This window comes from Nocardioides sp. Kera G14, from assembly GCF_020715565.1.
GTDB lineage: Bacteria > Actinomycetota > Actinomycetes > Propionibacteriales > Nocardioidaceae > Nocardioides.
The window spans coordinates 1,393,226-1,419,326 of the sequence record NZ_CP085839.1; the positions used below are offsets into that span (position 1 = coordinate 1,393,226).

Annotated in this window: 22 protein-coding genes and 3 riboswitches; of the genes, 14 read left to right on the forward strand and 8 right to left on the reverse strand. The window is 70.3% G+C overall.

The window, feature by feature from the left end:
* Window positions 1-89: 89 nt before the first annotated feature.
* From LH076_RS06910 to LH076_RS06935, 6 genes are read right to left on the reverse strand one after another with little or no spacing between them, the layout of a single operon-like run.
* The gene (locus LH076_RS06910) at window positions 90-752 is read right to left on the reverse strand and encodes a DUF2399 domain-containing protein (protein WP_415753201.1); all 663 of its coding nucleotides are present in this window, start codon (window positions 750-752) and stop codon (window positions 90-92) included.
* On the reverse strand, window positions 665-1,426 hold the full coding sequence (locus LH076_RS06915) for a TIGR02679 domain-containing protein (protein WP_265333840.1): 762 nt from the start codon (window positions 1,424-1,426) through the stop codon (window positions 665-667). The genes LH076_RS06910 and LH076_RS06915 overlap by 88 nt, the downstream gene beginning before the upstream one ends.
* On the reverse strand, window positions 1,423-3,660 hold the full coding sequence (locus LH076_RS06920; RefSeq protein WP_227783250.1) for an SbcC/MukB-like Walker B domain-containing protein: 2,238 nt from the start codon (window positions 3,658-3,660) through the stop codon (window positions 1,423-1,425). Before LH076_RS06920 ends, LH076_RS06915 begins: the two co-directional genes overlap by 4 nt.
* Window positions 3,661-5,679 carry a hypothetical protein gene (locus LH076_RS06925; protein WP_227783251.1) on the reverse strand — a complete coding sequence of 673 codons (2,019 nt, stop codon included), beginning with the start codon at window positions 5,677-5,679 and terminating at the stop codon, window positions 3,661-3,663. It abuts the gene before it with no gap.
* Window positions 5,676-7,028: a TIGR02678 family protein gene (locus tag LH076_RS06930; RefSeq protein ID WP_227783252.1), complete on the reverse strand. Its 1,353-nt coding sequence runs from the start codon at window positions 7,026-7,028 to the stop codon at window positions 5,676-5,678. Before LH076_RS06930 ends, LH076_RS06925 begins: the two co-directional genes overlap by 4 nt.
* Window positions 7,025-8,608 carry a TIGR02677 family protein gene (locus LH076_RS06935; protein ID WP_227783253.1) on the reverse strand — a complete coding sequence of 528 codons (1,584 nt, stop codon included), beginning with the start codon at window positions 8,606-8,608 and terminating at the stop codon, window positions 7,025-7,027. Before LH076_RS06935 ends, LH076_RS06930 begins: the two co-directional genes overlap by 4 nt.
* A gap of 708 nt (window positions 8,609-9,316) precedes the next feature.
* Window positions 9,317-9,510, forward strand: a riboswitch (cobalamin riboswitch).
* 55 nt (window positions 9,511-9,565) lie between these two features.
* Between LH076_RS06935 and LH076_RS06940 the strand changes: the two genes are divergently transcribed.
* Genes LH076_RS06940 through bluB form a run of 5 tightly spaced genes read left to right on the forward strand, consistent with a single transcriptional unit; the run spans window position 9,566 to window position 14,040 of the window.
* On the forward strand, window positions 9,566-10,420 hold the full coding sequence (locus tag LH076_RS06940) for a nitrite reductase (protein WP_227783254.1): 855 nt from the start codon (window positions 9,566-9,568) through the stop codon (window positions 10,418-10,420).
* Window positions 10,417-11,076, forward strand: coding sequence for a precorrin-8X methylmutase (locus LH076_RS06945; protein ID WP_227783255.1), 660 nt, complete (start codon window positions 10,417-10,419; stop codon window positions 11,074-11,076). The genes LH076_RS06940 and LH076_RS06945 overlap by 4 nt, the downstream gene beginning before the upstream one ends.
* On the forward strand, window positions 11,073-12,644 hold the full coding sequence (gene cobJ, locus LH076_RS06950; protein ID WP_227783256.1) for a precorrin-3B C(17)-methyltransferase: 1,572 nt from the start codon (window positions 11,073-11,075) through the stop codon (window positions 12,642-12,644). The genes LH076_RS06945 and cobJ overlap by 4 nt, the downstream gene beginning before the upstream one ends.
* Window positions 12,641-13,393 (forward strand): precorrin-4 C(11)-methyltransferase, encoded by a 753-nt coding sequence (gene cobM / locus LH076_RS06955; protein ID WP_227783257.1) that lies wholly within the window; start codon window positions 12,641-12,643, stop codon window positions 13,391-13,393. Before cobJ ends, cobM begins: the two co-directional genes overlap by 4 nt.
* A complete protein-coding gene (bluB, locus tag LH076_RS06960; protein WP_227783258.1) occupies window positions 13,390-14,040 on the forward strand; it encodes a 5,6-dimethylbenzimidazole synthase in 651 nt (216 codons plus the stop codon). Before cobM ends, bluB begins: the two co-directional genes overlap by 4 nt.
* On the opposite strand, the gene cbiE is transcribed toward bluB, so the two are convergent.
* Window positions 14,028-15,227 carry a precorrin-6y C5,15-methyltransferase (decarboxylating) subunit CbiE gene (gene cbiE / locus LH076_RS06965; protein ID WP_227783259.1) on the reverse strand — a complete coding sequence of 400 codons (1,200 nt, stop codon included), beginning with the start codon at window positions 15,225-15,227 and terminating at the stop codon, window positions 14,028-14,030. The two genes, bluB and cbiE, sit on opposite strands and share 13 nt — an antisense overlap.
* 53 nt (window positions 15,228-15,280) lie before the next feature.
* Window positions 15,281-15,423: riboswitch (cobalamin riboswitch) on the forward strand.
* 38 nt (window positions 15,424-15,461) lie between these two features.
* Here cbiE and LH076_RS06970 point away from each other — a divergent pair.
* From LH076_RS06970 to LH076_RS07010, 9 genes are all read left to right on the forward strand, one after another.
* Window positions 15,462-17,519: a VWA domain-containing protein gene (locus tag LH076_RS06970; protein WP_415753206.1), complete on the forward strand. Its 2,058-nt coding sequence runs from the start codon at window positions 15,462-15,464 to the stop codon at window positions 17,517-17,519.
* Window positions 17,519-18,133 (forward strand): cob(I)yrinic acid a,c-diamide adenosyltransferase, encoded by a 615-nt coding sequence (gene cobO, locus LH076_RS06975; RefSeq protein WP_227783261.1) that lies wholly within the window; start codon window positions 17,519-17,521, stop codon window positions 18,131-18,133. Before LH076_RS06970 ends, cobO begins: the two co-directional genes overlap by 1 nt.
* Complete coding sequence (locus tag LH076_RS06980; RefSeq protein WP_415753208.1) at window positions 18,127-20,580, forward strand: cobyrinate a,c-diamide synthase; 2,454 nt, start codon at window positions 18,127-18,129, stop codon at window positions 20,578-20,580. The genes cobO and LH076_RS06980 overlap by 7 nt, the downstream gene beginning before the upstream one ends.
* Before the next feature lie 20 nt (window positions 20,581-20,600).
* Window positions 20,601-21,641 (forward strand): nicotinate-nucleotide--dimethylbenzimidazole phosphoribosyltransferase, encoded by a 1,041-nt coding sequence (cobT, locus tag LH076_RS06985; RefSeq protein WP_227783263.1) that lies wholly within the window; start codon window positions 20,601-20,603, stop codon window positions 21,639-21,641.
* Window positions 21,641-22,408 carry an adenosylcobinamide-GDP ribazoletransferase gene (gene cobS / locus LH076_RS06990; protein ID WP_227783264.1) on the forward strand — a complete coding sequence of 256 codons (768 nt, stop codon included), beginning with the start codon at window positions 21,641-21,643 and terminating at the stop codon, window positions 22,406-22,408. Before cobT ends, cobS begins: the two co-directional genes overlap by 1 nt.
* A complete protein-coding gene (locus LH076_RS06995; protein WP_227783265.1) occupies window positions 22,405-23,346 on the forward strand; it encodes a cobalamin biosynthesis protein in 942 nt (313 codons plus the stop codon). The genes cobS and LH076_RS06995 overlap by 4 nt, the downstream gene beginning before the upstream one ends.
* A complete protein-coding gene (locus LH076_RS07000) occupies window positions 23,343-24,020 on the forward strand; it encodes a (2Fe-2S) ferredoxin domain-containing protein (protein WP_227783266.1) in 678 nt (225 codons plus the stop codon). The genes LH076_RS06995 and LH076_RS07000 overlap by 4 nt, the downstream gene beginning before the upstream one ends.
* A riboswitch (adenosylcobalamin (AdoCbl) riboswitch) is annotated at window positions 24,018-24,169 on the forward strand. It overlaps the preceding gene by 3 nt.
* A 2-nt stretch (window positions 24,170-24,171) precedes the next feature.
* Complete coding sequence (locus tag LH076_RS07005) at window positions 24,172-24,390, forward strand: CbtB domain-containing protein (protein WP_227783267.1); 219 nt, start codon at window positions 24,172-24,174, stop codon at window positions 24,388-24,390.
* Window positions 24,391-24,418: 28 nt separating this feature from the next.
* Window positions 24,419-25,294, forward strand: coding sequence for a CbtA family protein (locus LH076_RS07010; RefSeq protein WP_227783268.1), 876 nt, complete (start codon window positions 24,419-24,421; stop codon window positions 25,292-25,294).
* Between the two features lie 266 nt (window positions 25,295-25,560).
* On the opposite strand, the gene LH076_RS07015 is transcribed toward LH076_RS07010, so the two are convergent.
* Complete coding sequence (locus LH076_RS07015; protein ID WP_227783269.1) at window positions 25,561-26,091, reverse strand: hypothetical protein; 531 nt, start codon at window positions 26,089-26,091, stop codon at window positions 25,561-25,563.
* Between the last annotated feature and the right edge of the window lie 10 nt (window positions 26,092-26,101).

A 26,101-nucleotide genomic window follows, 5' to 3' on the forward strand; every position in this document is an offset into this window, starting at 1 on the left:
GCCGCGGGTTCTTCAAATCGCGTGCAGGGGGACCCCGCAGCGGCTTGACGAACAATAGGAGCGACCGCGCGGTCGGTCCAGAGCGACGGTCAGTGGAGGTCGTCGAGAAGAGTCGCCAGGATCAGCTCCTCGTGGACCGCGACACCACGGCGCTCCATCTCGACGGCCAGTCTCGTGTCCCAAGCTGTCCCAACCGGCGTGCCGGACAGCGCCAGCCTCGCGTCCGACGGCAAGCCGGAAACCGCGGCGCTGTAGTCCTCCGCCGCCATCCGCCACGGCGCGGCGCCCGCCGCGAGCACCCGGCCCGCAATCGCAACACCTGGCCAGTCGAAGTCGCCGTGATAGCGGACCGGCATCCCGTCGGCGATCAGGCGGCGCAACAACAGCCACCCCGCGGTCGACGGGTTCCCCGACGTGCACAACAGCACGCCGGGAACGCCGGTCTTCGCGGCCGCCTGCAGCACCTGCGGGTTCTCCACCATCGACACGGCCGTGCCCTCCGAGCACAAGGAGGGCACGGTGGCGGCCGGCCCGCGGAGCTCCTGCAACGTCAGGTGAGTGACGACGCCCAGGTCGGCGCGGGACCGCATCATCACCGACCACGCGTCGTTCCCGGGTGGTCGCAGCGCCCATACGAGCACGGTGCCGGACACGTGGTCGGTCGTTACGCCGAGCCGTCCCCACAGGTCTCGGCGTCTGGCCGCGGTTTCTGGAACCGCAACCTCGAACACTGACGCGGCGGCGCGCAGCACCAGCGCCGCGGCGACACGACCGTCGTCGAGGCCGTGCGCGTCGCCGGTGCAGCGGCTCGCGAGCTCGCGAGCTCGGCAAGCTCCCATCCGGACACGGGGCCATCACCGGTTGGCGGCGCGGAGCTCAGGACGCCGGCGGCACGCATCTCCGCCAGCACCGCTCCCGCACCAATGATGGCGGCTGCTGCACCGTCGCCGGCGCGGGTCAGGAGTCCTGCCCGGCGGACGGCCTCGACGAAGCCGGGCACCCACGCGGCATCGGCCAGGCCCGCGTCAGCGAGCGTCGCATCGAGCAGCCCGATCGTGTCCCCGCGGACCCGGGCGGCATCCTCCCGTGCAGCCGTCCGGTCCACGAGCGGCCGACCAACCAGGTCGCTCACCACCGCCACGAGGCCCGCGGCTGCGGCCGAGCCGCGCAGAGCGCGGTCCAGGTCAGCGAGGCGGACTCGGACTCGTCCCGGGCGCGTGTTGCGGCCCAAGAGCCCCGACAACCGGTCAGCACCTGCATCGTCCAGGTCGACGCTCACCACGCCGGCGGCCCGGAGCCGGTTGCGTTCCAGACGCTTGCGCACCTCCTCCCACAGCGGGGCAAGGCACGGGTCGGTCAGGAACGCCCACAGGTCTGGTCCCAGACGCGGCCGCTCCTGCGGTGTGCCGGTCGCCGGTCTCGTCACCGGGCGGCTCGCAGGTGCTTGTTGTGGCCGTCCCAGTGGACGTGCGTGGTGACTGCGGCGCTGCCTTCGACACGACGGATCTCGTAGCAGTCGAGCTTCGGGACCTGCGGGTAGGTGCCCCACAGGGCGTGACCGGTCATCGCGAAGTCGAGGTCCAGACGAACCAGGAGGCCCATGAGTTCACCGATCGTACGGTCGTCGACCTTCGCGAACGCGTCATCGAGAAGTATCAGCCGCAGCGCCCGCGTCGCGTCAGGCAGGCCGGACAGGTAGGCGTCGATGGCGGCGAACAGCGTCACGTAGGAGACGAACCGGATCTCGCCCTGGGACAGCTTCGCCCGCCGCGCGATGCGGCGTTCCAGGCCGGGTGTCGGGCCCAGGATGAAGACCTCGACGTAGTGCCATTCGCGGTAGTCCAGTGCCTTGCGCAGGTGGGCGGCGAACCCGGCGGATGCGTCGAGGGCGAACGACTCGTCAACGCGTGCCTTGAGGAGCTCGGTGAGCTCGGCGGTGCTCTCCGGTGACCTGACTCGGGCGTCGGTGGCGACGAGCTCTTTGATGCGGGCGATGTCGCCGTCGGCGGACTCGGCCAGGCGCCACCGCAGCTTCACGCCGATCCCGTGACTGGTGCGGATGGTGCCCAGCCGGCGGGTCATGTCGTCGATGAGGTGCTCGGCCTGTGCGATGCGACGGCGCAGCTCTTCGGCGACTCCACCGAGGACGAACTCGGTGAACACGCGCCGTTCACGGTCCGACAGCGCGTCCCGCCCCTGCTGGCACAACCGGTCGAGCTCGTCGGCTGCCTCGGCGACCGTCCGGGTGCCGGACGCGTCGGACACTTCGACCAGGTGCACGCCGTCCTCGACGTCGACTGTCACGTCGAAGGTGCCGGTCAGATTATGGTCCAAGACCTGCTCGGCACGGGTAACCGCGGTGTCGCTCACCGCTGCAGCGCCTGCGCCGACTGCCGCACGGACCCGGTTCGCGGCCGCCTGCACGGTGGCGACGCCCACGTCCGGGAGCTCGAGTGGCTCCGGGCTGCTGCCGGTGGCTGCTGCCACCAGGCCCGCGAGCGCGTAACGGCGGACCAGCCGTCCTGCTGCTGCGGCGAGATCGGTGCGGGCAATCTCCGCGTTGTCGGCGGTGGTGGCTGCTTGACTCTCGGCGACTCCGCAGTCGTGCTGAAGGGGCGCCAAGAACCCCTGAGCGGTGCTGAGCTCGCTGCTGCGGTCTTTCAACGCCGCTTCCGCTTCCTTGAGGTTTGCGAGCGCTTCCGCCGCGTCGCCGCCGAGCGTTTCGCGGATCGACTCGAGCTCGGTCGCCTCCCCGTGCCACAGCGTCCAGGCGTCCTCCGCCGCCTTCTCGAGCTGGTGCCGGGACTGACGTTCGCCTGCGAGCCGTTCGACCGCACCGGCGTGCAGGCTCAGCCTCCGGTCGAGCTCCTGGGTAGTCCGGACCGCCGCTGCGCAGGCCCGGTCCACTTCGGCGAGAGCGTTCAACGCCTCGGCCAGTTCGTTACTGCCGGTCGGGAGGTTGAAATGGCTGCAGATGTCGATGTGCCGGGCGTTCGCTGCGGCCCACTGCGACCGGTGGTCCTCGGCGGTGCGGGCGGCCTTGTCGGCATCTTCTCGCGCGGACTCGGCGCGGCCTGCGGCCTCGATGGCGCTCGTTCGTGCGCTGGAGACGTCGCGGGTGACGGGTGCCTTCCGGGCCCGGTCGTCGATCCGTTCCAGTGCGGTTTGCGCCTCCTCTCGTGCGCCCTGCCGGGCCTGTGCTGCCTCGTCGAGAGCCGTCAGCTGCTCGGCGATCTCGGCCAGCCGGCGCGCGCGGGCGGCGGCGCGGGCGGCGGCACCGATGTGCTCAGCGGCGTTCGGCTGGTGGCGTCCGGCCAGCACGTCGGTTCCCCAGGACCCGTCGGCGTCGACCCACATCGTTCCGGCCTCGGCGCCGTACCCGATCCGCTCGAGGATCGCGGTGACCGTGGCGGCGGGAAGCCCGGATGCGTCGTCGGGCACCAGGACGCCTGTGACGGGAGCCGACGCAAGCTTGCCGTGGGGACGGATGAGAACCTGCCCGTCGGGGGCACGGAGGTTCGCGTCGGCGGTGACGGTAGCGAGCAGGAGCCCCGAGGCGAGCAAGGCGCCTTCGATGCCGGCGCGGTCGACGGTGGGGACGTCGTCGTCGAAGTTGACGGCCCGCCACAGCGGCACCTCGCCTTCGGGTGTGGGCTGCACCTACGGTGGAGCGTCCGGCGCCGGGTCGATGGCGGACTCGAGCCGCGCCTTCTCGGCGCCGAGCTCGGCGCGGGTCTCTTGGTCGCGCTCGTCGGCGTCGTCGAGCCGGGCCAGCAGGACGTTGTGGCGGCTGCGGGCGTTGCTGGCTGCCAGTTGCGGAACACGGTCGAGGGAGTCGAGGTGCGCGGTGATCTCGGGGCTCGCCTCGACAACGGTCAGCTGTCCAGGGTCGGCGAGGAAGTCCTGAAGGGCGTCGAAGGTCGCCCAGGCGATACCGGTGCCGAACGCTTCGGTGGTGTCGGGGTCATCGAGCCACGCGTTCCACGCCTGGTGCAACTCGTAGACCGCTGCGTCGAGAGCGGCGGCGCGGTTGCCGGCGCTGGCTGCTGCTACCTCGGCCCGCTGGGCTGCGGCCGCGGCGGCGGACTCCGCTTTCGTGACTTCGCCGTGCTGGGTGTCGAGGGCACGGGCGGTGGCCAGCCGGCTGGCGGCGTGACGCTGCCGCTCTCCTGCTGCGGTGCGGGTGCGGCCCAGGTGGGCGGCAAGGTCGGCGGGGGTAGCGGAGCCGACGCTCACCTGTGTCGCGACCGGCCGGGTCACCGGTTGCGGGTCCTGGTAGCGGGCCACGCGAACCGTGTCGGCTTCGGCAAGGGAGGTCGTGGTGTGCGCGTCGACAGGTTCGGGCAGCGCGATGGCCAGACCGGTTGCTGTCAGCGCCTCGTGCACGTGCTCGAGTTCGGCGACAACGGCGCGAGCTTGGGCGAGGACGTCTTGGGCGAGGGCCCTGGTGGCGTCAGCCGCGGCAGTTTCGGCGTGGCGGGCTCGTTCGGCGGCGCGCAGGGAGACCTCAGCGGAGGCTCCTTGCGCGTCGACTCGCTTGCCTCGTTCGTCGAGGTCACGCTGGTCGGCGTACGCCTTCGAGGCCTTGATGCCGGCGATGGTCCGTTCGAGCTCGATGACCGCGTCGGTCAACTCCCCAACGGTGGCCTTCGCTTCGGCGAGCTCGTCGACGAGGGTCTCGTGGCGGGTCTTCTTGGCAGTCGCGTCCTTTACGGCCCGTGATGCCGCGGTGGCTGCGGCGAATGCTTCTTCGGCGGTGACGGTGAGGGCGCCGGCGGCGTAGCGGCGGTACGTGTCGAGGAAGTTGCGGACGTGGTTGCGGGCGGACTCGAGCCGCTCCTGGGCGTTCCGGGTCTCGGAGAGTCCGTCTAGCTGTTCCCCGGCGGCGCTCAGTGCTGCTTCGCTCAGTGGCGGGAGCGCTTCGGACAGGATCTGGGGCAGCTTCCCTTCTTCGATGCGGTTTCCGACGTCGGGCGAGCGGAGCGTGTGGAGGAGCTGGAGGAACCCGTCGTACCGTTCCCTGCCGGTTTCGCCGGTGAGTCCGAACACTGCGGTACGGACCCGGTCTCTGTGGGCGGTCGGCGAGTCGGTGATCTGCGCCGGGCCGATGAGCACGGTGAGCTGTTCGCGGCTGAGCGCGTCGCGAGTCGGGGACAGCAGGTGCAGATCGTGCCCGACCCGGAGGTCGGTGATGAAGTACCAGGCTTTCATGTCGGTGGTGGCCGAGGAGTACCGAAGGAACGCGCCGATCGCCAGGTACGCCACGTCACGGCCGCTGGCGATCGCTTCGGCGTCCTCCTCATCGTCCGGGTCGAGGTCTCGGGCGAGTTCGAGCCACAGGTACCCGGGCCGGTTCCCCTGCCCGTCGCCTCCGGCCTTCATGAGGTCCTGAAGGCGGACCTTGTTCGCCCCGGTCGCGTCCATCTTGCGGCGGTCGCCGTCGAGGAGGAACGGGAGCAGCATCTCCAGAGCGCGGCTCTTCCCGGAGCCGTTGGTGCCGCGGAGCACGAGCCGGCCGCCGGACAGGTCGAACTCGGTGTCGTAGTAGTACCAGACGTTGACGATGCCCGCGCGCCGCATCCGCCACCGGTACGGGTGGTGCTGAGCGGGAGTCTGGTCCTCGACCGTGTCAGCCGGCGAGGGCGAGGGTGGGGGCGGGTTGAGATCGGTGATGGTCATGGGACCTCCGAGTCGGTGTCGAAGAGCGAAGGCTCGATGCTGCTCGAGTCGAGTGCGTCTGTGGGTTCGCCGCCGGTGGCGCGCCGCGATCGGGCGGGGGAGCGGACCGGTTGGGGCCGGTACCGGAAGCAGGCGGGGTGCAGCGCGAGACCGTCGCTGGTGGCGGTGACCAGAGAGACCGCTTCGAGAAGGTCGACGACTTCGGTTCGCAGCCGGTCAAGGTCGCCGGAGACGTCGGCACGCCACGACCTGGCGTTGCGGCCGGTCAGGTCCTCGAGTTCTTCGGCGACCATCTCCCACGGGGCGAGGACACCGGGCACGTGCCGGGTGCGGCTGCCGTTCGCCTCGCCGTCCTCGCCGTCCTCACTGTCGTCGCTCACGGGGGCTCGGCTGGAGGGAACGTTGATGGCGGTGCCGGCAGTGGGGCGGAGGTTGTCGGTGAGCGCGTCGAGGAGCAGGAGCGCCGCTTGACGGATGGTGCCGTTCCCGGGGAAGCCGACGTCGGTGAGCTCTTCGTCGGGGTCGTAGGCCAAGGCGCCTTCGGCCCGCACCTCGAGGATGAGTCCGAAATGGTCCTCCAAGGCTCGGGCGACGTCGCGACGTTCGCGGGACAGGACGTCGGCTTCGGCTTCGGTCAGGTCCTCGCGACGGGTGAGCGGGTTCTCGGCGAGCCGGCGCCGAAGTTCGAGGCGAGGCTTCTCGCGGGCGTCCGGGTCCGCTTGCCACAGCTCGTCCGGGCTGCCCAGTGTGTACAGGGGGCGAGACAGAAGGTGCGGCAGCAATGACCGGTTGACGGTCAGGAGGGCCTCTTCGCGGCGTTCTCCCCACGCGGCGACGGACCCGTCGGTCTCGACCAGGACGCCCCAGCCGACAAGGAGGTCGACGGCGGCGACGAGGGCGCGGCGGTCGGTGATGGAGTCGTCGACGGCGATGCCTGCGGATGCTGCGTCGGCGCGCAGCTGGCCCACGAGGGTGGACAGCAGGACCTGTTCACCGATGCCGGGTGCGAGCAGCCCGGCGCACACCAGGGCGAGGTGGGTGTAAGCGCGTGGGGTGAAGTCGACGCCGTTGCTGCGTCGGGCGCCGCGGGTAGGTGCGTCGGCGGGCAGCGGGGTTTTGGCGAGCCGCGCGAAGCTGGACTCGATGACGAGTGGGTAGCCGAGCTGGGTGGAAAACGTCTGCTTCAGGGCGGTCGCGTGTCGGCGGACCAGCGCCATCTCTTCGGGATGCTCGGCTGCGGTGAGGACCGGATGCGCCAGGAGGGCGCGGGCCGCGGCGCGGCGTTCTGCCTCGGCCTGCGTTCGGGTCGCGGTGCCGGCGTTCGTCAGCGGAACGGCGTCAGTCGTCATGACGCGCCCTCGGTGACGTCGGCCGGCTCCTGATCGCGGCTTGCGCGCAGCCCGGTCGTGGTGGCCTGGACAGTGAGGTCGTGGATGATCAGGAGCCCGTCGTCGCAGCGGATGACGGTCGGGGTGTCAGCGGGTGCCGCGACGATCACCAGGTCGATGTCGGTGTCGGTCGACGTCATCGTCTCCTCAAGGTCCTGGTGAATCGCGAGGAGGTCGCCGAGCCGCTCCAGAAGCAGGTCGCGGGCCACGGGCGTGAGGCGGGCGCCGTGGAGGTTGCCGGTGGCGGCGAGCTCGGCGGCGGCGGCCTTCTTCCGTGCAGCTTCGGCGGCGGCTTCGGCGAGCAGGGCCTCGCGGTCCATGGCCGGGTCGGGGACACGGGAGGAACGGCCGCGGGCGGACCGGTCTCCTCGTTCGCGCAGCGACAGGGGCACGTCGACCGGTTCGGTGTCCCACCATGAGGTGGTCGGTCCAGCACGGCCGTCATCCTCCTCAGGTCCGAGGAGGAGGTGCCGTGACGGGTAGGCGCCGAACGCTGCGTCGAACAGCCGCTTGCAGCCAGCGGTGTCGGTGCCGTCGAACCAGCCGGCTAGGCGGAGCAGGTCGGCGCGGCGAGACACACCGGTGCCAGGTGCGGACAGCATCCGCTTCGCGTTCGCGATGAGCTGCCCGAGGGCCTGTTCGGCTGCGTTGCGCAGCTGGTCGGGGCCGGAGCGTCCGCGTCGGCCGGTGTACCAGGCGGTCAGGTCGTCCCAGTCGGAGCGACTGCGGCCGGGCGATCGTTCGGCTGGGTTCCCCTCGGGATCGATGAGCCGGGGCAGGGCGTCGAGGGTGGCGATGAGGTCGGGCAGGTGCGGTTCGACGTGCTCCAGGAGCGAAGCAATGGCGGGGGCGTGGCGGGTGACGTCGGCGGTGAGAAGGTCGACGTAGTCGAGCAGCATCTCCTTGAACGCCCGATACTCGGGAAGGCCGAGGTCGTAACGGGAGAGGCGTCCTTGGACGTAGGCGTAGAAGTCGGCCGCGGAGTCGGAGAAGAGCCGCTGGTTGCTGAACACTGTGGTGACGTCGGCGGCGAGCGCGTCGACGTCACCGGCTCCGGTGAGGTTGTCGAGGATCCTCTGGAGGGTCTGTACGGTGCCGCCGAGGAGCTCGCGGGCTACTTCGCGGGCGCCGTCGCTGGCGCGCAGGATCGCGTCTACGTCCCGTTGGACTCGTCCGCCGAGCTTGGTGACCTGGTAGCGCGAGCGGGAGCGGAGCCATTCGGTGACGGTGGCGACGCGGGCGTCTCGCATGGAGGGGACGAGGTTGCCCCAGGCGACCAGCTGACGGCAGCGCGTCTCGACTTCGTCGACGTCGAGGATGATGCCGTCCCGGTCGAGCAGCTCGTGGGCTTCGGCGGCGGACAGGTCGGTCAGGAGGGTCTCGGTGAACAGGCGCATCAGAGCCATGTACTCCCGCGCGTTGTCCGCGGTCACGTACCGGTACAGGTCAAGTCGCTGCCGGTCGGTGGGCACGTCGAGGAATGCGTCTGTGCCGGTGGCGTCCGGTGCCATCTCACCGCCTCCCGTCTGGGCGGAGCTCATCCGGTCGGGGGCCCGCTGCCGGATTGGACAGTACGCCGACCATCCGACAGTTCGGGCGACTTTCGAGAGGCTTGCCAGCCCCCGCGGGAGAACGGGCCCGGGGGATGGCCGGTCCATCGGCAGCGTCAGCTAATCACCGTTCGCTGCCCTCTGACGACGGGAAATCAGTCGCCAGCATTGGGCGCCTTAGGAAGCGCCGGCAGGGAACGTCTCGCTGGCGGCAGGACTGCCCCGGCACCGTGACAGCAGATGCGATGCCTCGTCGGCCGCATTGCGGTCGCGCCCATCGCTCGTCGCTCCGCAGGATCGTCTCCGTGGGCCGCGTGGCCGCACTGGAGCAGACCAACGAAAAACGACCCCTGACGCTAGAAGACGTTGGAAGGTGTCTTCACAGGTCAGAGGCCGTTTCGGGCACCTAGTCAGTGGCCATCAGCCACGCGGGATCAGATGTCGTAGTAGAGCTCGAACACAGAACGGCCGTTTCGACAGTCGTTGGCTGGCGATGGTTGGGGACGAAAGAGGGCTCTGACCTGGGGAAACGTGACGTACTCGGTGTTGGCACTCGTTGGCGGAGATCGGCAAGAACCGAGAATCTTGCGGACTGTTTGCGGACTGGCTGGCGTGGTGGTGTCGGCAGCGGATGACCGTCCCGGGCCGTCGACACCAGCGGTCCGGGTGCGAGGCGGGGAGCGCGTTGAGGGCCGCGATAGGTACGCTGTGCGGGCCAGTTGTACTCCACTCGTGGGGTCAGGGAACCCGGTGAGAGTCCGGGACTGACGCGCAGCGGTGAGGGTGACGGGCGGGGCACGCCGCAAGGCAGCCACTGGGCCGCGAGGTCCGGGAAGGCGTTCCGTTCCGATTGATCCCGAGTCCGAAGACCTGCTGGCCCTGGCGGCAATCGTCGCGAGGTCATAGATGGATCCCGCGACAGGATCCCTGGCCAGACAGGTCCGCCCGATGCCGACAACTCGCACTCGCAGCGATCGCTGCCCCGGTGCGCTGCGGCCGTGGCAGGCAGCCGACGGGATGCTCGTGCGCCTGCGCCTCATCGGAGGTCGAGTCGCGTCCGAGCAGATGCGTGCACTGGTCGCAGTCGCGGAGGCGTACGGCGATGGCCGCGTGCATGTCACGTCGCGGACCAACCTCCAGGTGCGTGCCTTCCCCGGCATCGACGGTTCCCTCACGGACGAGGCCCTGATGGCGCTGGAAGGGACCGGCCTGCTGCCCGCTCGCACCCATGAGCTGGTGCGCAACGTGATGGTCTCGCCCCAGACTGGCCTCGCCGGCGGGCGTGTCGACCTTCGGTCGAGTTCTGCCGAGCTGGATCGACTCCTCTGCGCCGACGCGTCGCTCGCCACGCTGCCGGGTCGCTTCCTGTTCGTGCTCGACGATGGTCGCGGTGATCTGATCGACCGCGAATGCGACCTCGGACTGGTCGCCCTCGATGAGAGCACCGTGCAACTCCGCGTCGGCGTCGGTTGGGGAGACATCGTTCCTGTCGCCCACGCGCCTGAGCGGCTCGCGGCGCTCGCCCACGAGTTCGTCGTCCGCCGTGGCAGTGGTCCGGCGGCACCGTGGCACGTGGCTGAGCTCGATGAGCCACTGAGCGACGTGGCCCCAGCCGATCTCCGAGTCCCGTCGGCGGCAGGTCCGCTGCCGTACGGCGACGTGCCGGGCGGACGCCACGTCGAGGTCACCGAGTCCGGGCTCGACAGAGCAGCGATCGACGAGATCGCCACGCGCGCCGGCCATCTCATCGTTACGCCGTGGCGCGGCGTACTCATCCCGAACCCTTCGAAGGAAACGCCATGACCCAGCGACCCACGCGCCGCTATGAGTACGTCGACGCCGGCCCCGACATCTATGTCGACTCCTTCGCCACCATCCGCCGCGAGGCGGACCTGAGCGGAGTGCCGACCGATGCCGAGAAGCTGGCGGTCCGCATGATCCATGGCAGCGGTCAGGTCGATCTCGCCGCCGACCTCGTCATTCACTCTGGGCTGGTCTCGTCCGCGCGTGCGGCGCTGGAGGCGGGTGCGCCGATCCTCTGCGACGCCACGATGGTCGCGACCGGAGTCACCCGCAGTCGGCTGCCGCAGGACAACGACGTGCTCTGTCTGCTCAACGACGAGCGCGTGCCCGAGTTGGCTCGCACGTGGTCCACGACCCGGACTGCTGCGGCGGTCTCGCTCTGGGAGCCGTGCCTTGACGGTGCCGTGGTTGCCATCGGCAACGCGCCCACTGCGCTGTTCCATCTGCTGGAGATGATCCTCGACGGCGCGCCCCGCCCGGCCGCGATCGTCGGCTGCCCGGTGGGCTTCATCGGGGCTGCCGAGTCCAAGCAGGCGCTCATCGACTTCCACGGCGAACACGGGATCGAGATCCCCTTCGTCACGGTGCGCGGTCGCCGCGGGGGCTCCGCAATGACCTCCTCGGCGCTCAACGCTCTGGCCCAGGAGAAGGAATGAGCACGCCGCAGACAGGACGCTTTACTGTCGTCGGGGTGGGTCCCGGCGACCCGGAGCTGCTGACCCTGAAGGCCGCCCGCATCATCGGAGACGCCGCAGTCGTCGCCTACCACGCTGGCGTGAAGAAGCAGTCCCATGCCCGCAGGATCGCCGACGCCGTCGTCGCCGAGGGGACGATCGAGGAGGAGCTGCGCTATCCGGTCACGACCGGATCGACCGATCACCCCGGCGGCTACGTCGGCGCGATGGCGGACTTCTACGAAGACTGCGCGCAGCGACTCTCGGTGCATCTCGACGAGGGCCGGGACGTCGTCCTGCTGGCCGAGGGTGACCCGCTCTTCTACGGATCCTCGATGTATCTGCACGATCGCTTCAAGGAGACCTACGAGACGTCGGTCGTGCCCGGCGTCCCGGCATTCGCCGCCGCGACCGCGACCATCGGGGAGGCGCTGGTCCGCCAGACCGATGTGCTCACGGTCCTGCCGGGCACGCTGCCCGAGCCCGAGCTGGCCCGGCGGCTGGCCGACACCGACGGGGCGATCATCATGAAGCTCGGCCGCACCTTCCCGGCCGTCCGGTCCGCCTTGGAACAGGCCGGACGGCTCGACGGTGCGTGGTACGTCGAGCGCGCCTCCCAGAGCGAGGAGCGATGGCTGCCCGCGACCGAGGTCGACGCCGACTCCGTGCCCTACTTCTCTCTCATCGTGGTCCCCGGCGACACGGCCCCGGGCCGCACCTCGGACCGCATGCGGGACACAGGGGTTTCGAGGCTCACTTCGATCGCACCCCCACGGGCGTCGCGCGAAGGCCAGGCGGCGGAGCTGATCGTGGTCGGCCTCGGGCCAGGCCCAGACGCCTGGCTCACCCCGGAGGCGACGGCCGCGCTCGCTGAGGTCGACCACGTGGTCGGCTATGCGCCCTACGTCGCGCGCGTGCCCCAGCGCGCGGGGCTCACGCGACATGCCTCGGGCAACACCGTCGAGGTCGACCGAGCCCGCGACGCCCTCGACCTCGCACGCGCGGGCGAGCGGGTCGCGGTCGTCTCCGGCGGCGACGCGGGCGTCTTCGGGATGGCGGCAGCGGTCTTCGAGGCGGCCGAGGACCCGACGTACGACGCCGTGGCTATCCACGTACTTCCCGGAGTCAGTGCCGTCCAGGCGGTGGCGGCCAAAGCGGGCGCGCCCATCGGAGCCGACTTCGCGGTCGTCTCCCTCTCCGACCGGCTCAAACCCTGGTCGGTCGTCGAGCGACGCCTGCGAGCGATCGCCGAAGCGGACCTGGTGCTGGCGATCTACAACCCCGCGTCTCGCTCGCGGACCAAACAGATCGCGACCGCCCGCGACGTACTGATGGAACACCGCAAGCCCGACGCCGTGGTGATCGTCGGACGCGACATCGGCCGGACCGAGGAGTCGCTGACCGTCACCACACTTGGAGAACTCGATCCGAGCAGCATCGACATGAAGTGCCTGCTCATCGTCGGCGCCTTGTCGACCCGCGTGAGTCGCGCGGGTGTCTGGACGCCACGCTTCGTGAACGAGCACAGCGTTGACGGAGCCGGCGAGTGACCGTCCACTTCGTCGGTGCCGGTCCGGGTGCGGCCGACCTCCTCACCGTGCGCGCCACCCGGCTGCTCGCCGCGGCCGACGTGGTGCTCTATCCGGGCACCTATCTCGACCCCGACGTGCTCACCCACGTCAGCCCGAGCGCGGAGCTGGTCGACACCCAAGACCTCGACCTCGACCAGATCACCGAGCGCCTCGCGACCGCCCACCACGAGGGCAAGGACGTCGTCCGACTCGCCTCCGGCGACCTCTCCATCTACTCCGCCCTCGCCGAGCAGACCCGTCGCTTGGACGGAGCAGGAGTCCCATGGGACGTCACACCCGGCGTCCCGGCGTACGCCGCAGCCGCCGCGGTCGTCGGCCGCGAGCTGACCGTCCCGCTGATCAGTCAGTCGGTCGTGCTGACCCGCACCCAGGCACGCTCCACCGCGATGCCCGTCACCGAGTCGCTCGCCGCGTTCGCCTCGACCAAGGCGACGCTGGTGCTGCACCTGGCGATCACCAGGGTGCGGAACCTGATGGCCGAGATCGAGCCCGAGTACGGCGGCGACTGTCCCGCCGTCGTCGTCTACCGAGCCAGCCAGCCTGACCAGCAGGTCCTGCGAGGCACGGTCGCGTCCATCGCCGACGCGGTCGAGTCCGCGGAGCTGAAGCAGGCAGCCGTCATCCTCGTCGGCCGCGCACTCGACCCGCGCCCCGGCGGCGAGTCCTATCTCTACGACGCCGCCCGAGACCGGAGCACCAAGCGATGACCGAGGCGACCGCACTCGGCTGGGACGCCGGCTTGTACGACGTCATCAACCGTCGCCGCGACACCCGTCGCGAGTTCACCGGCGAGCCGGTCAAACCCGACGTGCTGGACCGGCTGCTCTCCGCGGCGCACGCGGCCCCGAGCGTCGGGATGAGCCAGCCGTGGGACTTCGTCCTCGTGCGGGACCCCGAGACGCTCGACGCGTTCGGACAGCATGTCGCCGACGAACGGGACGCCTTCGCGGCGTCGTTGGCCGGTGAGCGCGCCGAGACCTTCGCCCGCATCAAGATCGAGGGGATTCGCGAGTCAGGGCTCGGGATCGCGGTCGGCTACGACCCCAGCCGCGGCGGACCGAACGTCCTCGGTCGCCACGCCATCGCGGACGCCGGGCTGTACTCGGTCGTCTGCGCGATCCAGAACCTGTGGCTCGCGGCCACCGCCGAGGGCTTGGGTGTGGGCTGGGTGAGCTTCTACCGCGAGGAGTTCCTCCGTGACCTCGTCGGCTTCCCCGAGCACATTCGGCCGGTGGCCTGGCTGTGCATCGGGCCGATCTCCGAGTTGCCCGACGAGCCGGACCTGGAGCGGTACGGCTGGCGCCACCGCTCACCACTGGACGGCGTCGTGCACGAGGAGCGCTACCGCCAATAGGCCCACTGGGTCACGGTGCGCGCCGGTGTCCAGCCGGTGAAGGACCCGATCGGCGCGGCCGTCTCGACGCTGAGCCGGGTCAGTTCGCCGCCGTGCTGCCGGTAGACATCGGCCAGCAGATGCTCGGTCTCCAAGGTGACACCGTGGACGACGATCCGACCGCCGCGAGGGAGTACGTCGAGGCAGTACTCGATGACGCCCGGGACGGTGGCACCGCCCCCGACGAAGATCGCATCGGGCGTCGGCAGGTCCTTCAGTGCTTCGGGCGCAGGTGCGTGGACGATCTCAAGGCCGGGGACGCCGAGGGATCGGGCGTTGCGCGCGATGCGCTCGGCCCGCTCGGTGTTCGCCTCGATCGCGATCGCCAGGCAGGTCGGGTGGGCGCGCATCCATTCGATCCCGACCGACCCGGCACCGGCGCCGACGTCCCAGAGGCGCTCGCCCGGCACCGGCGCGAGGCGCGCGAGCGCCGAGGCCCGCAGGTCGCGCTTGGTGAGCTGTCCGTCGTTCTCGAAGAGGTCATCGGGCAAGCCGGCCACCCAACCACCGAGGGGCGGTCCGGCGCAGGTGATCGCGACGATGTTGAGCCGGGCGAAGTCGAAGTCCTTCGCGCTCACGATCGCTGCCTTGTCGAAGTAGTGGCTGCTGCCCTTCGTGGGGTTCCCAAGGTCGCCGAGAACGACGAACTCGCTGTCGTCGTAGCCGGCCTCGCCGAGCAGGTCAGCGAGAGCGCGGGGCGTGTGTTCGTCCGAGGACAGGACCAGGATCCGGCGACCGGGCGCCAGCTCACGGCGTACGAGGGAGACATCCCGGCCGACAACGCTCACCACAGCGTGCGACTCCGCAGCCCAGCCCACGGCAGCCCGCGCCAGCGCCACAGACGAGACCGCCGGAACGACCACCACCCGGTCGCGGCCGAGCAGCTCGATGAGGGTGGACCCAATCCCCGATACGAGCGGGTCGCCTGAGGCGAGGACGATCAGCGTGCGGTCGGCGTACTCGGTGACCAGATCGACCAGGCCCTCGCGCAGCGGCGACGGAAGGGGCAGCCGTCGTTGTCCGGGCACGTCCGGCAGCAGCTCAAGATGTCGAGGGGCGCCGACGACGACGGACTCCGGACCCTCCAGGATGCGCGGGTCTGCGAGCGCATCGTCGGCGCTGATGCCGACCACGACAACCGGGGCCATGGCAGCAGACGCTATCGTGAGCGCCAACAGGTGCGAGGTGCCCCAACGCCCCAACGATCGGAAACGGTCGGGACGGTCGGCGGGGAGAATCTGGGAAGCCGGTGAGACTCCGGCACAGGCCCGCTGCGGTGAGCCAGGCCCTTCATGCGAGGGGACCTGGTAAGTCCGAAGACCGGCCTCGCGCCCGAACAGTCCGGCAGGCCCGTCGGACCGTCGAATCGAGCGGGAGCCTCAATGCCGGTGAACTATCCCTTTTCAGCCGTCCTCGGATGCGCGACCGACGCCCCCGACGGCTCGGGTCTCGACGACATGGGCCTGGCGCTGGTCCTGACCACGATCGCGCCCGAGATCGGCGGCGTGCTCGTCCGGGGCGAGAAGGGCACGGCGAAGTCCACTACCGTCCGCGCCCTCGCCGCAGTGTTGCCCCCGATCGAGGTCTACGCCCAGGATCGCTTCGCCATCGACCCCGCCGACGCCTCGGCGACCTCGCCGGACGGCCCGTTCGGCGAAGGCGCGGAGACCACGACCCGTTCCGTGCGCCTGGTCGAACTCCCTGTCGGCGCGACGGAGGACCGCGTCCTGGGATCTCTTCACCTGGAGCGCGCGCTCTCGCACGGCAAGGTCGAGTACGAGCCCGGGCTGCTGGCCCGCGCCCACCGCGGCATCCTCTACGTCGACGAGGTCAATCTTCTGCACGACCACCTGGTCGACCTGCTTCTCGACGCCGCGGCGATGGGCCGCGCGAGCGTCGAGCGCGATGGGGTCTCGGTCGAGCACGCCGCACGCTTCGTACTGATCGGCACGATGAATCCCGAGGAGGGCGAGCTCCGCCCGCAGCTCCTCGACCGCTTCGGTCTCACGGTGGAGGTCGCGGCGCCGCGCGAACCCGCCTTGCGCGCCGAGGTCGTACGCCGACGGATGGCCTACGACGCCGACCCGGCGGCCTTCGTCGCGCGCTACGCCGGGGCGGACCGCGCCCTCACCGAGCGGATCGAGTCAGCGCGGGAGCGGATCGGCAAGGTCCAACTCACCGAGCCGGCGCTGCTCAAGATCGCCGAGGTCTGCGCTGCCTTCGAGGTCGACGGACTGCGGGCCGACATCGTCACCGCCCGCACCGCCGTCGCACACGCCGCGTGGGCCGGACACGACGAGGTGACCAAGGCCGACATCCGTCAGGCAGCACTGCTGGCGCTCCCGCACCGCCGACGCCGCAACCCGTTCGACGCCCCCGGCCTGGACGAGGAGCTGCTCGACCAGATCCTCGGCGATGAGGACCTGCCGCCCGAGCCGCCCGAGGGACCCGCTCCCGACGAGCTTCCGACTCCGCCAAGCGGAGCCGATGACACGGGTGCGGGCGAGCCAGACGACGGGCCGTCGCAATCCGAGCCGGCCCCCGACAGCCCCAGCCAGGATGCTCCCGCACAGGCCCCGAGTCCCAGTGCCGGCTCCAGCGAACCCAGTGGACCCGGCGGGAGTGAGTCTGTGGTCGCAGCGGCGACGCCGTACCGTCCCAAGCTGCTCGCGGTGAAGGGCATCGGCGCGGGCGTCGCCGGCCGGCGCAGCCGCGCGCTGTCGACGACCGGCCGCCGCGTCGGTGCTACGCCCGGCGACTCCGGCTCGCTCGACCTCGTGGAGACGCTCAAGGCCGCCGCAGGCAAGCAGCCCACCCGCGGGCGTCGCGGCGACGGCGGGCGGGTGGATGTTCGTGGGGAGGACCTGCGCGTCGCCGTGCGCGAGGGCCGCGAAGCGAACCTCGTGCTCTTCTGCGTCGACGCGTCCGGGTCGATGGCCGCACGCAAGCGGATGACCCAGGTCAAGACCGCCGTGCTCTCGCTGCTGCTCGACGCCTACCGTCGGCGCGACAAGGTCGGGCTGATCACCTTCCGAGGCCACGACGCCATTCTCGCGCTGCCACCGACCCACAGCGTCGAGGTCGCGGCGACGAGACTCGAGGAACTTCCCGCCGGCGGCCGGACACCCCTGGCGGAAGGCCTGCTGGAGGCTGCCCGCGTGCTCCAGCGGGAGCGCCTCCGCGACTCCCGGCTCCGGCCCTTGCTCGTCGTCGTCACCGACGGCCGGGCCACCGGCGGGAAGGACGCGGTCACGCGCTCACTTCAGGCGGCCGACCACCTCGCCGGGCTCGGCGTCACGACGATCGTGGTCGACGGCGAGCGTGGGCCGCTGCGTCTCGGCCTCGCCCGCAGGCTCGCTGTGCATCTGCGAGCCGAGCACCTGCCCGTCTCCGAGGTCAGCGCACAGGCGCTCACCGTCGCCGTGAAGGGAGCCGCCTGATGCCGCAGGGACAGCCCATCGTCGTACCCGAGGACGGACTCACCACCGCGCAGCGCCGCAGACTCCCACTACTGATGGTCAACACCGGTGATGGCAAGGGAAAGTCGAGTGCCGCCTTCGGGATGGCGATCCGTGCCTGGAACCAGGGATGGGACATCGGGGTCTTCCAGTTCGTGAAGTCGGCCAAGTGGCGGATCGGTGAGCAGGCGGTTCTGGAGCGGCTGGGTCAGCTCCACGAGGAGACCGGCGAGGGCGGCCCGGTCGAGTGGCACAAGATGGGCTCGGGCTGGTCGTGGTCGCGCAAGGCCGGGGATGCCGAGGACCACGCTCGCGATGCTGCGGAGGGCTGGGCGGAGGTGAAGCGCCGGATCGCTGAGGAGCGACACGACCTCTACGTCCTGGACGAGTTCACCTATCCGATGGAGTGGGGCTGGGTCGACGTCGACGACGTGGTCTCGACGCTTCGCGACCGCCCCGGCCGCCAGTTCGTCGTCGTGACCGGGCGCCGCGCCAACCCGGCGCTGGTCGAGGCGGCTGATCTGGTCACCGAGATGGCGAAGGTCAAGCACCAGATGGACCGTGGGCAGAAGGGCCAGGCGGGCATCGAATGGTGAGCCTGCCCCGCCTCGTCGTCGCTGCCCCCTCGACGGGACAGGGCAAGACCACCGTCGCCACCGGCCTGATGGCCGCACTGCGCATCGCCGGTCACAAGGTCAGCGGACACAAGGTCGGACCCGACTACATCGACCCCGGCTATCACGCGCTCGCGACCGGTCGTCCGGGCCGCAACGTCGACCCCCATCTGGTCGGTGAAGAACGCATCGTGCCGCTTCTGTTGCACGGTGCGCGAGGTGCCGACGTGGCGGTCATCGAGGGCGTGATGGGCCTGTACGACGGTCGGTTGGGCACCGACGGCTACTCCTCGACAGCACACCTCGCCAAGCTGACCGGCTCTCCGGTGATCCTCGTCGTCGACGTCGCCCGGATGTCACGGACCGCCGCCGCGATCGCCGCGGGCATGGCGGCGTACGACGACACAGTGAACATCGCCGGCGTCGTCCTCAACCGGACCGGCTCGCCTCGCAACGACGCCGAGATCGTCGCGGCGATGGAACGGACCGGGCTGCCTGTCCTCGGCCTGCTGCCGCGCGACGAGGAACTCGCCACCCCCTCGCGCCATCTCGGGCTCGTACCCGCGGCCGAGCGTGACGGCTCCGTGGCGCTCCTGCACCGGCTCGGCGAGCAGGTGGCCGCGCATCTCGACCTCGACGCGATCCTCGCCGTCGCCCGAAGCGCGCCCGACCTCGACGCAGCGCCGTGGACTCCTGCCGACGAGGTGCAGCCGGTCGCCGGGGGCGAGCGCCCGGTGATCGCCGTGGCGGGTGGCCGCGCGTTCACTTTCCGCTACGCCGAGACCGAAGAGCTGCTCCGCGCGGCCGGCTGCGAGGTCGTCACCTTCGACCCCATCGCCGCCACCGCACTTCCCGAGGGCACGCAGGGGATCTACCTCGGCGGCGGCTTTCCTGAGGTGTACGCCGCAGAGCTCGCGGCCAACCGTGCGCTGCTCCACGACCTGCGTGACGCCGTTGCGTCCGGCGTCCCGACCGTCGCCGAGTGCGCTGGGCTGCTCTATCTCGCCGAGACGCTCGACGGCTCGCCGATGGCCGGCGTACTCCCGGCCACCGCGGCGATGAATGAACGGCTCACGCTGCGCTATCCCGTGGCGACCGCGGTGACCGACTCACTGCTCACCCGCGCCGGGGAGCAGGTCACCGGCCACGAGTTCCACAAGACGCGGACCACCCCTGTCACGGGTGACGCGCCGGCCTGGGAGATCGACGGCGACGCGACCGGATTCGCCACCCCGACCCTCCACGCCTCCTACCTCCACGTTCACTGGGCAGGTCATCCTCACCTCGCCCAGCGATTCGCTGACGCCGCGCGTAACGCACCACGGCACCGAAGCCACCTTGATCCGTCGCTCGCCGAGGAGAGCGCGTCCCTCACTGAGCCCACGACGGCGCCCCCGACACCGACACCCCGGCGTCCGCTGCGTCACCACGGGGACGCCGAGACCGGCCGCGGCCTGCTCGACTTCGCCGTCAACGTCTACGAAGGCCCTCGCCCCGAGTGGCTCGAACGCGCCCTACGCGCTTCCTTGGCTGAAGCCGTGTCCTACCCCGACGCCTCGGCCGCCCGGTCGGCGGTCGCGCAGCGACACAGCCGCAGAGGCGACGAGGTGCTCCCCACCGCGGGGGCCGCGGAAGCCTTCACTCTGATCGCGCGGCTGCGCCCGTGGCGCAACCCCGTCGTCGTCCATCCCCAGTTCACCGAGCCCCACGCGGCCCTGGAGCAGGCTGGCCACAAGGTCACCAGCGTCCTGTGCCGCCCCGAGCGCGGCTTCGCGCTCGACCCGGACGACGTGCCGGAGGACGCCGATCTGGTCATCGTGGGAAACCCGACGAACCCCACCGGCGTCCTGCACCCGGCAGCCGTCATCAAGAAGCTGCGGCGCAAGGGCCGACTCGTCGTCGTCGACGAGGCATTCATGGATGCCGTCCCGGGAGAGAGCGAGTCGCTGGTCCGCGAGCGCCTCCGAGGACTCGTCGTGCTGCGCAGCCTCACCAAGCACTGGTCCATCCCCGGCATCCGAGCCGGGTACGTCGTCGGCGACAACCTCGTCGTGCGCCAGCTCGCCGACCTCCAGACTCCGTGGTCGGTCTCGACTCCGGCTCTCGCCGCGCTCATCGAGTGCAGCAAGAGAAACGCCACCGCGGAGACCCGTCGGCGCGCCCACGAGCTTCAGCACTGGGGCGACTTCCTCCAAGGTGGCCTCCGCGGACGCGGCATCGACTTCGTCCCGTCCTCGGCGCCGTACGTCCTGGCACGTCTCGGGGACAGCGCACACGCCGCCCTGCGCGAGGACGGCATCGCCGTACGCCGGGCCGACACCTTCCCCGGTCTCGACTCCAGTTGGGTCCGCATCGCCGTCCGGCCGCAATCGACGACCGTCCAGCTCTTCGCCGGCATCGACCGCCTGCCCGCCCGCCAGCCCGCCTAACCATCAGTCAGGACCACCTCATGCCCCGAGTCTCCGCACCCTCCGACATCGCACGCGACCACGCAGCCAAGCGTCTTGGCGCGCTCGCGACACCGCCTGGGGCTCTCGGGCGGCTCGGCGACCTCGCTGTCTGGGTCTCCGCCTGCCAGGGCCAAGTGCCTCCCGCCGCGGTCGACAACGTCCGTCTCGTGATCTTCGCCGGGGACCACGGTGTCGCGGCGCACGGCGTCTCCGCCTTCCCGCCCGCGATCACCGGTGCGATGGTCCGCACGTTCCTGCTCGGGAAGGCGGGCGTCAGCGCTCTCGCGAACGCTCACGGTGTCGCCGTACGCGTGCTCGACCTGGGCGTGGATGAGGACTTCGACGACCTCGACCCCGACACCAGGGCCGCGCTCACGGCCCACAAGGTGCGACGGGCCAGTGGCGCCATCCACATCGAAGACGCGCTCACGGGCGAGCAGACCCAGGCGGCACTCGCCGCCGGAGCCGCGGTGGCGCGCGAGGAGATCAAGGCCGGCGGCCAGCTCCTCATCAGCGGCGACATGGGCATCGGCAACACCACACCCGCCGCCGCGATGATCGCCGCGGCCCTCGGGCTGCCCGGCGCGGAGGTCGTGGGCCGCGGCACCGGGATCGACGGCGCCGCCCTGCTCCACAAGGTCTCCGTGGTGGACGCCGCACTGGCGCGAGCCGGCGCGCGTGCCGACGACCCGATCGAGACCCTGGCGGCCCTTGGCTCGGCCGACCTCGCCGCGAGCACCGGCTTCCTGCTCGCGGCCGCCCAGGAAGGCGTGCCGGTGCTGCTCGACGGGCTGATGAGCGTTGCCTGCGCCCTGACCGCGGACCGGATCGAGCCCGGCGCCGCCGCGTGGTACGCAGCCGGTCACCGCTCCACCGAGCCCGCGCAGGCGCTCGCCCTGGCCAAGATGGGTCTTGAGCCGCTGCTCGACCTCGGTATGCGCCTCGGCGAGGGGTCGGGTGCTGTCGCAGCGGTTCCCGTGGTGCGATCGGCCGCCGCACTGTTGCGGGATGTCGCCCTGCTGAGCGAGCTCGGAGCCTGATGCTCGTCGACGCCTGGCGTCTCGCCCTCGGGACGCTCACCGCGGTGCCGGTGAAGCCGCCCGCGGTCGTCGATCGACGCCGGGCGGCGCTCGCGATGGTGATCGCTCCACTCGCGGCACTTCCTCTCGGGATCGCCGCCGGACTGGTCGTCCTCCTCGGCGGATGGTGGAACCTGCCCCCACTCGTCACCGCCCTCCTGGCGATCGGGGTGGCCGTGCTGGGGAACCGTGGCTTCCACTTGGATGGCCTTTCCGACATCACGGACGGGATGTCGGCCTCCTACGACCGCGAGCGGTCTCTTGCCGTGATGAAGACGGGTACGTCGGGTCCAGCCGGCGTCGTGGCAATCGTCCTCGTCCTGGGCCTCCAAGTTGCGGCCCTTGCCGCGCTGGTCGAGATGTCCGACGCCGGCCGCGTGGCAGCTCTGCTCGTGGTCGCGCTCTGCGCCTCGCGCCTCGCGCTGGTTGCTTGCTGTGCGCGGGGGATCAGGCCGGCTCGTGCTGACGGCCTCGGCAAGCTCTACACCGAGACCGTGCCGCGCGTCGTCGCAGCCGTCGGCTGGATTGTTGGCGCCGCCGCTCTTGCAGGTGCCGCTGCATGGGTGGGGCTCGACTGGTGGCGCGGCGTCGTGGCCGTCGCCTTGGCGCTCCTCGTGGTCGTGATCGTCATCGCCCGTGCCGTCCGCCGCTTCGGCGGCGTGACCGGAGACGTCTTCGGAGCGGCCATCGAGCTCGCCTTCGCCACGATCTTGGTGACCCTCGCATGAGGGCGCGCACCATGGGGCTCCTGCTCGGGTACGCCGCTGATCGTGTGCTCGGCGACCCGCAGCGATACCACCCGGTGGCCGGCTTCGGCCGCCTCGCCAACCTGCTGGAGTCGCGGATCTACGCCGACTCGCGCGCTCGCGGAGCCGTCCACAATGCGGTTCTCGTCGGCGGAGCTGTGGCGGCTGGAGCCGTCTCCGAGAGCCTTACGCACGAGCGCCCGATTGCGCGCACCCTCGTCATCGCCGCTGCGACGTGGACGGTGCTCGGTGGCCGCTCCTTGGAGCGCGAGGCCGACAACGTCCACGCTGTCCTTACCGCAGGCGACCTGCCTGCCGCCCGGATGCAGGTCAAGCGTCTGATCGGACGCGACACCGACGAGCTAGATGCGTCGGAGATCTCCCGCGGCGTTATCGAGTCGGTCGCCGAGAACACCGCCGACGCGATCACCGGGCCGCTGATGTGGGGAGCCGTGCTCGGTGTGCCGGGGCTGCTCGGCTACCGGGCGGCCAACACCCTCGACGCGATGGTCGGGCACCACAACGCCCGCTATGAGAACTACGGCTGGGCCTCGGCCCGACTCGACGACCTGGCCACGTGGCCCGCCGCACGACTTGTCGGACTGCTGACGATGGCCGCCGACCCGCGTCGCGCCCGCGCGGCCTGGACGACCTGGCGGCGCGACGCGTCCGGCCACCCAAGTCCCAACGCGGGAGTCGCTGAGTCAGCCTTCGCCGGCGCGCTGGGCATCCGCTTAGGCGGCACCAACCACTACTACGGCGGACGTCGGATCGAGCACCGCGCGATCATGGGTGACGGCCGCCCCGCTCAACCCCATGACATCGTCGGCGCCAACCGGATAGCCCGGCGCGTGGGGGCCAGCGCCGCCTGCGTAGCCGCTCTGGCGGCCCTGGTCACGCTGAGAGACAGCAGCCGATGAACGCCCTTGTCCTCGTCGGCATGTCGGTCAGTGACGTCGACCGCCGCGACCTCCTGACCGCCGAGGCGGCTCGGCGCGGCGGGAGCGTGGCGTTCCTTCAGATGGGTGACCCCTCACTCTCGCGCGAACTGACGGAGATCGCCGATGACGGCGCCACCACGATCACGCTCGTCGGTGTCAACACGGGGCCGATCGGTCCGGCCCACTCGTGGCTTCGCCGGATCGCAGCCCACTGGTGGCGCGAGAGGGCCGGACTCAAGCCGACCGTCTACGTGGCCACGCGCCTCGCCTCGCAGCTCGACCAGCTCGACGACGTACTCACGGAGACGAAGCCGATCGGCGGCGACGAGCCCGGCCTCACCTCCGCGGCTTGGGAGGACGTCACGGGGCATCGCCATCAGGTGATGATCTGCCGTGGTCCTCGCTGCACGGCCAAGGGAGCCGAGGACAACCTGCGCGCCATGATCCTCTCGATGATGGAGCACCAGCTCGGCGACGCGGACGTGCTCCTCGTCCACACCGGATGCCAGTTCCCGTGCAACCAAGCGCCGGTCATCAGCGTCCAGCCCGACGACGTCTGGTACGGCCACGTCGACGCCGAGACCTCCAGCAGGATCGTGGAATCGCACTTCCGCGACGGCGTTCCGGTCGACACCCATCGGCTGCCGCGATAGGGTTCCCTCACACGTCGTACGTGAGGAAGCCGGTGAGAATCCGGCACGGTCACGCCACTGTGAGTGTCTCCGCGAGGAGGCCGAAGTCAGATCTTCCGACGCCGTGTTCTCCGCCCATCCATGGAACGTTGTATTCCAGAAGGAGTATCACGTGAGCAACACGTCTGCTATCTCCAGCCCCATCACCCAGCCGCTCGTCACCGCCAAGGCGGCGACGATCGCGCTCCTCGCCGGCGTCGCGCTTCTCGCGCTGCTGGTCTACTACTTCATCGGCGTCGACGAGGGCGCCATGTCTGTGTTCGGCAAGAGCATGGTCGTCCACGAGTTCTTCCACGACGGCCGACACTTCCTCGGCTTCCCCTGCCACTGAGCCTCGGCGAGCAGGAGAACAACAGAACATGGTGAAGCAACTCATTGGTCGTGGCGCGCTCTCAGGAGCCGTCGCGGGCCTCGTCGCCTTCATTTTCGCGCGCATCTTCGCGGAGCCGGTGATCTCCAAGGCGATCGACTACGAGTCGGCGCGTGACGCCGCTCAGGACGCGCTCGACAAGGCAGCCGGGATCGCCGTCCCCGCCGCTGGACCCGACATCTTCAGCCGGACGATCCAGATGGACGTTGGCATCGGCGCCGGCCTGATCCTCTTCGGCGCCGCCATGGGCGCGCTGGTCGCGGTCGGGTACGTCGTGGCCATCGGTCGTGTCGGCAGGGTGCGCCCGTTCCAGCTTGCCCTTCTCGTGCCGGTCTTCTACTTCCTCGGCGTCTTCGCGGTGCCGTTCCTGAAGTACCCGGCCAACCCGCCGGCCATCGGTCACGAGGAGACGATCCGCACGCGCGGGACGCTCTACCTCGTCACCGTCCTGGTCTCGTGCATCGCTCTGTTCCTGGCCGTCTACATCGGCCAACGACTGCACGCGCGGATGAGCCTCTACAAGACCGTGCTGATCGTGGGTGCTGGATACGTGGTCGTCATGGCGATCCTCTTCCTGGTCCTGCCGCCGCTGGGTCACCTGCACGCCAACGTCGTTGAGTACGGGAAGCAGGACACCGAGACGCCGCTTCCGCTCAAGGATGCCGATGGAAACCTCGTGTTCCCGGGCTTCCCGGCTGACCTTCTGGCCAAGTTCCGGGTGTACTCGATCATCAACCAGGTGATCCTGTGGGGCGGCATCGCTCTGCTCTTCGCACCGCAGGCCCAGAAGCTGCTGGACCCGGCAGGTGCCAAGGCGGGCAAGGAGAGCCGCTTCGCCGAGGACCACACGCCGGTCGCTGTCTGAGATCACCGCCGGATCAGCCCGCGGCCTGCGACGGACATCGGTCCGGCCGCAGGCCGCGGTTGATCAGACGAGGAGTTACGCCGGACGGCTCGCAGCCTCTTCCGCTGGCGCTCGACCGATGCGGTGTGTCCTTCACTCCTCTTCGAGTTCGAGCGCGGCCGTCGGCCGGCGCTCATGGTGCAGCGAAGCGTGACGCCGCGTGTCCGGATTCGGTCCTAGGGTTCGTCTAGGGTTGACGTCCCTTGAGGTTTCGGCAGGCCGAGCCGTCACAGAATCAGATCCGCGCGTTGGGCGAGAAGATAGCCTGGCAAGCGCACATCCGGGGCCAAGCCGATTCCCCTATAGAAGGCGTCGACCGCCGCCGTACGGCGCGCCGCCGGGACATTGTCAAACTCGTTCGCCTTTGGCTCGCACAGCACTATCTCATGTGGTGGCAGATGGGCGATCGCGGCGCGAACAAGGAGCATTCCGAGCCGTTGGCCAAGGAACGCCGGCTCAAGCTCAAGGTTCAGGATCTCGGTCGCCCAAGGGATATTCCTGCCGTCTGTGAAGAGTTCGGACAGGCCATCGTGATGGTCTTGTCCCTCCTCGCACCGCTTGACCCGGATCCGTCCGATTACGTGCTCTCCGTTCGCCGATTTCGGATACCAGCCCTCTAACGGCGCGTCGCCGGAGATCCCGGTCGCCCAAAGCCGCCACTCCCTGTACAGGCAATCGTCGATTACATAGGAGTTGTAGTCGAAGACCTCTACGTGAGCTGCACTGGAGCGGGAGGCTCGTTCCGGGAGCAAGGGCACGCCTCATTCA